At 67.0% G+C, this 3476-nt stretch carries 3 protein-coding genes and 2 pseudogenes; 3 read left to right on the plus strand and 2 right to left on the minus strand.

Annotation, left to right across the window (positions count from 1 at the left end; translation table 11 throughout):
• A pseudogene (locus ACWEBX_RS38220) lies at positions 1–297 on the minus strand (ornithine cyclodeaminase family protein); the annotation flags it as partial.
• Complete coding sequence (locus tag ACWEBX_RS38225; RefSeq protein WP_451889328.1) at positions 294–1157, minus strand: PhzF family phenazine biosynthesis protein; 864 nt, start codon at positions 1155–1157, stop codon at positions 294–296. The pseudogene ACWEBX_RS38220 and the gene ACWEBX_RS38225, both read right to left, overlap by 4 nt.
• Before the next feature lie 72 nt (positions 1158–1229).
• On the opposite strand from ACWEBX_RS38225, the gene ACWEBX_RS38230 reads away from it, so the two are divergent.
• From ACWEBX_RS38230 to ACWEBX_RS38240, 3 genes and pseudogenes are all read left to right on the plus strand, one after another.
• Positions 1230–2168: a LysR substrate-binding domain-containing protein gene (locus ACWEBX_RS38230; RefSeq protein WP_451889329.1), complete on the plus strand. Its 939-nt coding sequence runs from the start codon at positions 1230–1232 to the stop codon at positions 2166–2168.
• Between the two features lie 209 nt (positions 2169–2377).
• On the plus strand, positions 2378–3238 hold the full coding sequence (locus ACWEBX_RS38235) for a hypothetical protein (RefSeq protein ID WP_451889330.1): 861 nt from the start codon (positions 2378–2380) through the stop codon (positions 3236–3238).
• A 165-nt stretch (positions 3239–3403) separates the two neighbouring features.
• A pseudogene (locus ACWEBX_RS38240) lies at positions 3404–3476 on the plus strand (cytochrome c oxidase subunit 3); the annotation flags it as partial.

Consider the following 3476-nt stretch of genomic DNA (forward strand, 5'->3'; position numbering starts at 1 on the left):
ATCTCCGGTCGAGGCGTCGAAGACGGCGATGACTCCGCTCCCGGGTGTTCCGCCGCGGCGGGCGCGCTCCAGGAACCAGGAAGCGACCTTGACGGTGAAGATCTGTCGCCCCGGCAGCCATGCCGACTTCACGTGCACATCGCCCTCGCTGCCGGCGGGTGCGAAGACTGCGACGGGGGAGTCACCCAGGCCACTGCTGTAGTCGCGCAGCGCGGCGGCGACGGGTTCCAGGATGTCGGGGTATCCGACTGCGGCGCGAATCTCCTGTGGGCCGAAGTAGGCCGGTCCGCCCGTCATCGAGGCAGCCTTTCGAGGCGTCCGCGGGCAACGACCGCGACCTCTCCGCCGACCCGTACCGAAGTGATGGCCTGCGGGTCGCCGTGGGCGCTGATGGTCATCTCGCTGGGGCGGCCGCAATACTGTCCCTGACGCAGGGTCTGCCGGTCACCGTCCTGGATGCGTTCGTGCCGTCGCAGGTAGGCGGCCACGCATCCGGCGGCACTTCCGGTGGCCACGTCCTCGACGACGCCGTCGTTGTTCCAGTGCCGTCCCTCCAGGCCGTCGGCGTCCAGGAGATAGGCGAACTGCGCTCCGGCCCGGGCCAGCCGTTGCCCGATGTCGGACGTGATCCGGGCCCGTGCGAGTGCACCCGCTCGTACGGGCACGATCAGGTACCGCAGTCCTGTCGAGACGACCTCGGGCCGCAGTTGTGCGTGGAGGTCTTCCTCGTCCAGGGAGAACCAGGAGGCCAGGTCGTGCAGCTCGGGTCGGCCCAGGAAGTATGGAGCGCCCTGGTCGAGGAGACTGGCGTACCGGCCGGGACCGCGGCGCTCGGTGACCACCTCCACGGTGCGCGCCTTCAGTTCGAGCGACCAGGTCCGGCTGCCGTCGCTGTCATCGAGGGCATGCAGGACGCTTGCCGCCCCGATGACGGGATGACCGGCGAAGTCCAGTTCCTCGATGAGATCGAAGACCCGGGCCCGCCATGCGCCGTCCTGCCCGTCCTTCTGTTCCAGAAAGATGGATTCGAAGTGCCGCATTTCCTCGGTGATCTGCTGCATCTGGGATCCACTCAGTCCTGCCGCCTGGGGAAAGACCGTAAGGCTGTTCCCACTGAAAGGAAGCCCGCTGAAAACATCGACGTGAAAATAGTGCATACCTCCGAAGCTACCCACGGGCGGAAACCGAGGGAACCCTTCGCATGAACAGAGGGGGCATAGCATGTCGTTATGGCCCCCGATCTCGAAACCGCACTGCTGCGGGCTTTTGTGAGCTCCGTACGGTCCGGAAGCATCAGCCGCGCCGCCCTGGCCCTGGGCCACAGCCAGCCCGCGCTCAGCAGCCAGTTGCGCAGGCTCGAGCGCACGGTGGGCCGGCAACTGCTGCACCGCGGCACGACGGGCGTGTCGCTGACCAAGGCCGGAGAGGTGTTCCTCCCCTACGCCGAGCGCATTCTGTCCCTCTCCGCCCAGGCCATCGCGGCGGCCGGCCCGGACGTGGCCGGACACTGCGGCATCGGGTTGATGGAGGACTTCGTCACGCCGTCCCTGGTCGAGGCGCTGGGCGACTTCAGTGCCCTGCACCCGGACGCGACACTGGAACTGGTCACCGGTCCCGGTCCGCTGATGAATCAGGCGCTCGCCGACGGGCGCATCCAACTGGCGCTGTGCGACCCGTTCTACCTGGCCGAGACACCGCGGTGGACGGCCCGCCTTCCGTTGACCTGGTCCGCAGCCCCCGAACTGGATACGGACCTGGACCCGCTGCCGCTCGTCCTGTTCTCGCAGCCGTGCCGCTGGCGAGCACCGGTCCTCGACGCTCTGCAGACCGCAGGCCGCCGGTGGAGGGTCGTCTTCGAGAGCACCTCCATGGGTGGGATCCAGGCCGCAGTGCGGGCGGGACTCGGCGCCACCGCGCTGCTCCCCACGAACGTGGAGCTGGGTACTGCGGTCGAAGGGCTGCCCGCGCTGCCCGATGTCGAGGTCGCCCTGGTCCGCTCTGCTGGTATGGACGGCGACCCGCTGCTCCAAGTGCTGGAAGACCTGCTGCAACGCCTGACCACGTCACGGGTGACCTCGGAACTGCCGCAGGGGAATCCCGGTCGAAAGCAGATTCAGGTAAGTGCAGCATCGGCATCGGAGCCGCCGGCACCCGACATCCCAGCGTAGGCATGGGCAGCAATTACTCACGCCTGCTGGGCATCCGCACGCTTCAATGAAGCCGCCCAGCCTCGGCCAGCGAAAAAATGGCCCCCGCGCCGAGTAATTCGCGCTACGCCAAAAGTGTCAGCGGACTATACGGGCGATGGGGCCGTCACCCATGCAGTAAAAGGCCGGGCGCCCCTGTCAAAAAAACACCATAGAAGGAGTCCGTACGGATGAAGAAGCTGACAGCCCCGCTCTTCGCAGTATCGGCGGCACTCGTGCTGACGGTCATACCGGCCACAGCCCAGGCAGCAGGAACAGACGACGGCGCTGCACTGGTGGCAGCGGAAAACGAGATCATCGACGAGCTCGCCACCCTGGGCTGGCCGGGCCAGGACTCGGAGAACTTCTACCCAGGAGCAGCCGGCCATGCCGATGCCGACGCCGCATCCGTGGTCTGGGGTACGCGCGGGGATGCACGTTCCTACCAGGTCGAAGCCAAATGCGCCCAGTTCCTGACCGCTTCACTGAAGCACGCCTACAGCTGGGCCACGGACACGTGGTTCGTCAACGGCATCGGCTTTCGCAGCCCCTCCTCCGAGCAGTACTACGACGCCTTCACGGACACGGCCGACGGCGGTGCGCTGGAGGACATGAGCGATCACATCACCCGTCCCTCCGCGCAGCGGGTCCAAGACCTCCACGCCGGTTCCATCATCGCTGTGAAGTACCTGGACGGATCGGAAGGCGGCGCGACCGGCCACATGATGATGGTGGAGTCCATCGCGCCGTTCGAGCGCGACGGGAACCGCGCCACTCAGGAATACGCCGTGACGGTGGCGGACAGCACATCCAATCCGCACGGTGTGGCGCTCTCGTCCAAGACGTCGCCCCACTGGGCGTTCCGTGACTCTCGCGTCGAGGGTTCCCCGGGCCTCACCACCAAGGAGTGGAGCGGCGCCGGCCGCGGCACTGTCTTCATCCAGGCGGACGCTACGACCGGCAAGCCGACCGGCTACTGGTGGGGCAGGAACGAGGCGGCCTTCAACACGGTCGCCGACCGGCCGATGGCCTTCGTGGACGTCACCCGCTGACACAGCCTCTGACACCGTGCACCATCCCTGATCTTGCGTGGGTATCCCCGGCTTCAGCCGGGGAGGGAAACGCATCCTCGTCCCGGAGGCGCGCAGCGCCGGAGTTCGCTCCGTCTCTGTTTTGACGGTCAGACAGGCCGTTTCTGGCCTTCGATGTACTGACGGACCCTGACCTGCCAGCTCGGCGTCTTCGCCGCCGAGCGCGGGGACGTGAAGAAGCTCCGGATGTGGTTCATCG

The sequence above is a fragment of the Streptomyces sp. NPDC005070 genome (assembly GCF_053600395.1).